This window comes from Carnobacterium mobile DSM 4848 (assembly GCF_000744825.1).
GTDB classification, from domain to species: Bacteria; Bacillota; Bacilli; order Lactobacillales; family Carnobacteriaceae; genus Carnobacterium_A; species Carnobacterium_A mobile.
Map to the genome: position 1 here is coordinate 1 of NZ_JQMR01000004.1, position 5,705 is coordinate 5,705.

The 5,705-nt window shown below is 30.6% G+C and carries 7 protein-coding genes; 1 reads left to right on the forward strand and 6 read right to left on the reverse strand.

Features of this window, described 5'->3' with window-relative positions; translation table 11 throughout:
* Positions 1-262: 262 nt before the first annotated feature.
* From BR87_RS12285 to BR87_RS12295, 3 genes are all read right to left on the reverse strand, one after another.
* Positions 263-781 carry a hypothetical protein gene (locus BR87_RS12285; protein ID WP_035033517.1) on the reverse strand — a complete coding sequence of 173 codons (519 nt, stop codon included), beginning with the start codon at positions 779-781 and terminating at the stop codon, positions 263-265.
* A 118-nt stretch (positions 782-899) separates the two neighbouring features.
* Positions 900-1,313, reverse strand: a complete 414-nt coding sequence (locus tag BR87_RS12290; RefSeq protein ID WP_035033519.1) for a SprT family zinc-dependent metalloprotease — start codon at positions 1,311-1,313, stop codon at positions 900-902.
* A gap of 23 nt (positions 1,314-1,336) precedes the next feature.
* Complete coding sequence (locus tag BR87_RS12295; protein ID WP_035033521.1) at positions 1,337-2,344, reverse strand: replication initiation protein; 1,008 nt, start codon at positions 2,342-2,344, stop codon at positions 1,337-1,339.
* 987 nt (positions 2,345-3,331) lie between these two features.
* On the opposite strand from BR87_RS12295, the gene BR87_RS12300 reads away from it, so the two are divergent.
* Positions 3,332-3,550 carry a hypothetical protein gene (locus BR87_RS12300; protein WP_244877087.1) on the forward strand — a complete coding sequence of 73 codons (219 nt, stop codon included), beginning with the start codon at positions 3,332-3,334 and terminating at the stop codon, positions 3,548-3,550.
* A gap of 357 nt (positions 3,551-3,907) precedes the next feature.
* On the opposite strand, the gene BR87_RS13125 is transcribed toward BR87_RS12300, so the two are convergent.
* The 3 genes from BR87_RS13125 to BR87_RS12310 form a co-directional block, all read right to left on the reverse strand.
* Positions 3,908-4,081 carry a hypothetical protein gene (locus tag BR87_RS13125; RefSeq protein WP_156959149.1) on the reverse strand — a complete coding sequence of 58 codons (174 nt, stop codon included), beginning with the start codon at positions 4,079-4,081 and terminating at the stop codon, positions 3,908-3,910.
* Positions 4,082-4,962: 881 nt separating this feature from the next.
* Positions 4,963-5,259, reverse strand: a complete 297-nt coding sequence (locus BR87_RS12305; RefSeq protein ID WP_035033526.1) for a bacteriocin immunity protein — start codon at positions 5,257-5,259, stop codon at positions 4,963-4,965.
* A 20-nt stretch (positions 5,260-5,279) separates the two neighbouring features.
* On the reverse strand, positions 5,280-5,492 hold the full coding sequence (locus BR87_RS12310; protein ID WP_035033529.1) for a class II bacteriocin: 213 nt from the start codon (positions 5,490-5,492) through the stop codon (positions 5,280-5,282).
* Between the last annotated feature and the right edge of the window lie 213 nt (positions 5,493-5,705).

Consider the following 5,705-nt stretch of genomic DNA (forward strand, 5'->3'; position numbering starts at 1 on the left):
GTAATAAGTATTTTTGAATGTAAAACCATCAAATACAAAATATAAAAAAACTACCAAAATTATGACTATAAGATCTTGTATAATTCTTTTTTTGAATTCTTTTTTTGTTTTTTTCATAGTAAATACTCCTTCTTTTTTATATATTTAGTTAATACATGAAATTATATAAAAACGTGTATCGCGAATCCTATTCCCATAGGGTTCTTTTTCTTTACACTCATTCAATACACGATTACACTTTAAAATGCGACATAATAAGCTATTACATTTTGTTAAATAGGCGACTAAACAACCCTTTTTTTACTTGTGGCAGTTCTGGTTCGGTTTTCTCTTCAGTTGCAGCGTTAGAAACATATTGATCCGTCTGGCTGGAATCATATTCTACTTTTTTATTTGATTCTAACTGCAATTGTTCAATTTGCTTATTAGTTTGTAAGGTAAGACGTTGTTGCTGGTCCAATAGATTTTGTTGTTCTTTTAGTAGTTTTTGAAGCATATCTATCTGCTTGTCTTTAGCTAAAAGCTGTTCTTGATAGAAATGTGAGTCGTAAACTTGGTTTTCGTTATTTCGGAAACTAGTTTGCTTATCAGTTTGCGATTGTTTTTCTTTATCCGAAATAAACATTGATTTAATAACTTTTTGACCTTCTTCGCTTATCACAAACTGGTTTCCGATTTTCGTAAACCATTTCTTCTTTTGTGTTTCTGTTACTTTTTTCGAAATTGCTGTTTTACTCACACCTATTTCTTCGGCTAATTCTTTGATTGTTTTTTTACTCATGTTAACTCTCCTTGTTATGCCTTCTCTCTATTACTGGACAGGTTTATATCCTATACATACAACTATAATTTTTACTTATTATGAATAAAATTTTATAGATTAAAAGAATAACTTGAATTTAACTCAATAGAGCATAATTTAAAAAGATATTATAGTTGCTGTAAAGTAAGTTTCTTGCAAGTTGATTTTCAAACCACTCATCTCCATCGTCAAAATCTTTATCAAGTTTCCACCCAATGTAATGCAAAAATTCATGTCGAATAGTTCCTTGAATATCTATTGGTTTATTCTTTTCTAAAAAATCTTTAGAAATAACTATTTTTTGGGGAACATCTTCAGACGAAGAAAGTATATAACCAGATTGGTTATTTTTTAAAAGAGAATCTTCTTTTTTAGTATTTAAAAATACAGGTATATCAATCTTTACACCATACTGGCTAATAGCCCATTCTTTTGATTGTCTAACTAAATTGTAAAATAGTTGTATTTTTTTTCTATTCTCTGATTTTCTTTTTCGTGACTGGTAACTCATTTTATACGCTCCTGTTTAAATAATTAATTTTTAAGCCAATTAAACAACGGAACTTTAGGATTGAGTGGTTCTTTCCCTTCCGTTTTGAGTAGAAAATTTAAAGCTTCTAAGTCGTCATTTGCTTTTTTAGTAAGTTTGCTACAATGATCAGCTGTTAATCCTACTTCTTGGTCTAAGTAACGGGCTCTCATTGTCTGAAAATCTCGGATAATAGATAAAGCTCTTTCTCTATTTGTTTTATCATTAATTTCTGCATACATTAGTATATCGTTCAAAACTACATCTGCCATACTATTTAATATATCAATTTGCTTCTGAGAAGCTTTTGAAATTCCTTTACCAGCACTCCAAATCAATTTGAATCCAGTAATTGAACGACCTTTTTTTATCTCTTCATACTTCACTTCTAACTCGGTAAATTTATTGATTTCAGCAATCGCGACATCGAGAACATATTTTTTCAGAAGTCCCGTATTTTCACGATAACTTTTCTTTTCCTCGACACCAAAAATTTCCATGATAGTATCTTTTGTCAAAGACTTATACCAACAGCCGTATGAACCTCTCAAGTAGTCGTACAAAGTCCAACTAAAACCACTTTTGAATTTCGCAGTGACAGTCAAGTCAGTCAGGACATACCTATCTTTCAAGTCTAATATATGCGGTGTGATTTCTGGATCCCAGAGAAACGTAAAGGTGCCATTGTCATATTTCATTTTCCTAAAAACATTCCAGTATTCGAATGAGTCATTCTCTAAATCTTCCAACCCTGCTTGAATACTTAGTATTCTTTGGGCGTCAACCTTTGCATGCTTAGTTTGATATTTTTCAATGCCAAATTTCTTCTCGAAATCAGCCTTAATAAAAGTTGTCGAACCATCTTTTTGTGTAGAATAAATCGCATAGGACAGCAACTGCATTTGGTTCAAGGTCAAACCTTGATTAAGTTTTGAGGTTGATAGCTCATTGCTCTTTTTAATACTATCTGCATTGCTAATCAGAACTTCCTTTTTGTTTAATCTACCGGCCATAGAAGCACCCCCTTATTAGTTATAAGTTAATAGTAACGTAACTTACATAACGAATCAATATGAATATGTTTTTAATTTCAAGCTTATAGTTAGAGGGATAAAAAACTTTCGATAGAGGGATAAAAAACTTTCAATAGAGGGATAAAAAACTTTCAATAGAGGGATAAAAAACTTTCAATAGAGTCTATAAACCTTTGGTATATATGTGTTTATAGAGACCTTAAAGTTAATAAAGTTAATAAAGTTAATAAAAAATAATAAATACGCAGGCGGACGCGAAGAAAAAAGTATTGGTTAAAAAATAGTAGTAACTGCTATACTTATTTAGCTGTCACCTTTTTAAGCTGAACTCTTCAGCAAGAAAGGAGGCTTTATTGTGAATATACTTTTTGACGTCTTACTTGGAGTCCTGATTAATGTCATTGCCCATGGCATAATCAAATGGCTAGATTCCAAGGACAAAACTGACAGCTAGCCTGCCCGTATAAAAAAATGCGAAAAAAAAGACCAGTGGGTTGCCCCCCGCTGGTCTTTGGCTTTATCGTGAATATCTTTTTGTACCTTTATTATCTCATATAACAATTTAAAATCAAGTGACAGATCAGTTAAAGGAAATCTTGCTCCGCAAGCTAAGGACTATCTTATAAGGTCAAAAGAAGTCGCTCCGCTCTATTTGCAATGAACCAATTGGGAAACTACTTAAAAGTCATGAATGAGCTCTAAAGCCTATTTTAGCTACGAATCAAACAAGTATAGAACTCCCTTCGGTCGTGCAGGGCAAGCCCTACATACCCAAAAGCAGATTAAAAGAATCATGGAGCAAGCAATTTATAAGTTAATGAGCGAAAAAATAGCCTTAAAAAGATAATTAAGCATGTTTTAAGAGGTTTTGTAGCAAAACGTGCTTAATTATACAGTTAAGTGTTAAAGTGTCTTATAAGACGTTATTTTAAAGAATACGAGCAGTTGGAGGGAATTAAATTTAAAATGAAAAATAGTGTTAAAAAAGAAGAGTATAAAATAACTTTTTTATATGGTGGTGTTTTGTTCCTTGTAGGATTAATTGGGATGATTTTCCCTGCAACAGCTAAATATATTGTCTCTTTTTGTTTCATTTATGGAGGTTCATCTTTACTAGTTGGACTACTTTATTTCGTCACAAATAGAAATGAAGTTCAAAGTAAAGAAAACGAAAAGATAAAATAAGATCCCTGCTTTTTTTATTTTTACTTATGTAATTATTTTTCTGGAAAACTATTCAAAGGTACTTTAGCTTTGACTACAAAATAGAATAATACAAGAGGGATTAACTAATGTTCTTAGTCCCGAAGTGAAAAGGGCGCACTTACACACCCTGTGGGTATATCGGCTAAAATAAAAAAAATCCGTAGCTCGATAATTAAATTGGCAAGCTACGGGTATGGCATGCCATACCCTAAAAAAAATTTTTCTTGGTAGGATTTTCCTATGACCTTTACTAAAAAAAACACACGGAATCACTTTATAAAAATGATTCCGTGTGTTTTTTTTAGTTGTCGCTTTGCTCGATAAAAATGTTTGTATTTATTTTTGGTTTACAGTTCTATTAGCTTTATACAAACTAACTATAAAAATTAGGAACCAAAAAAAACTACCTAACATTGCAACTGAACCTTCTTGGGAAATATAAAATAAGGCAACAAAAAAACTAACTATAGCTATGTAAAATTTTGATTGTTTAAAGATTTCTTTATTCAAAAAAGTCCTCCTAAATATTTTATTCTCTTGTTGTAGTTTTAAATAAAAAACAAAATTAGTCAAATTTAAAAGTCATTTGTAGCTGATCCCGAAATAAAAGGGCGCACTTATACACGATAAAAAAATATCGTGTTTGTGCTAAAGAAATGTGTGAAAAATTGCTCCGCAATTTTAAAAATTCGTTACACTCATTTGAAAAAAATCAAAAAAAAAAAAGAAAATTCAAAAACAGAAAAAATTGTAGCGGAAATAAATTGAGATTTAGGTGATTCTAGGTAAGAGCATAAAGAGATTCCGGCGTCGCCCGTTTTTTCGCGTTGCTTCAAAACGTTGACTTGTCAGGCTGTGCCTGACGAATCTTAAAGAAAGTAACGGACGTCAAAATAGTGTTTTTATCCTTTTTTTTATGTTTCTACAAATGCTGTTCTGACAACGTTTCAAAGATGTTGTGTGTTGCACATGTGCTGCGAAACGTAGGACAAATGTGTTGCGTTTTTTTCTTTTTTCTTGTGGTTTAAAAAGTAAAAAAAGGTAGAGATCAAAAAATAATTTGATCTCTACCTTTTTTATTTTTATTTATGTAAATATTTTTTGGAGAGTTATATAAATGCACTCTAGGTTTTGTCGATTATTCTCAAGATGAATACATGAAATTGCTTGAAATAGTGTATCTATAAACTTATCAGGTCAAAGTTTTTTTAAAAATAATTATACAAAAGACCAAAGACGTAGCTAGTCTTTGGTCTTAGCAGCAATAAAATTGCGAATCGTTAATTAGGATTAATGAAGATGAAATTAGTGAGATGTTATTAAATTTCGGTTTGGGATTTTAATTAATACTATTGTATTTTTTTTAATAAATTAGGACAGTCAAATTTTATTTAGAAGAGATTAGAGCCCCACATACTAACAGAAGAAGCTCCTCTGTAATTCGCAACTTCTTTGCCAACAATCGCGTTTAAATCAGTTAATGTCTGAGGAGATTTAAATTCGTTAGCCATTAAGTAAGAGTTGATTTTTCTACTTAATTTTACACAAACAAGTCTATAATCATCACCATCAGAAATCTTTTTAGCAGAGTCAAATAAAGATTGAGAAAGCTCACTGTCTTTTTTTATTTCTGGATCTGAATAGGCTTTGCTAATGGCGTCTATAATTTTTCCTTCATTGTTATTCATAAATTAGTTCCTTTCTAGTTTTAAGACCACGGACCATTTTGAATCCAACCATTAACTATGATTTTGCCAATTTCACTCTGTGCTTTATTCCAGTCTACCCAACATTTGGTTTTATTACAATAAACACCATTTGGATAAGCTGTTGCAGCCTCTGCATTTATAGAACTGAATAACAAACCTAGTCCACTTACCAAAATAAAAACTGTTGCAAACTTAATTAAATTTTTTTTCATAACGAACCACCTTATGTATTTTTTTAGGTATTATATAAATAAAATTACTTTAACTATCTTTCCCAAAACGTATAAAGTTAATTTTATCTTCTATACGCTATAAGTGTGAACTTAATGTTAATAAAATTCAATAGTTATTTTTTTGATTCATATAATTTTTTTAAATACAAATAAGAGTTTAAGGTGTCGACAATTGCACTATATTAGCAAAAA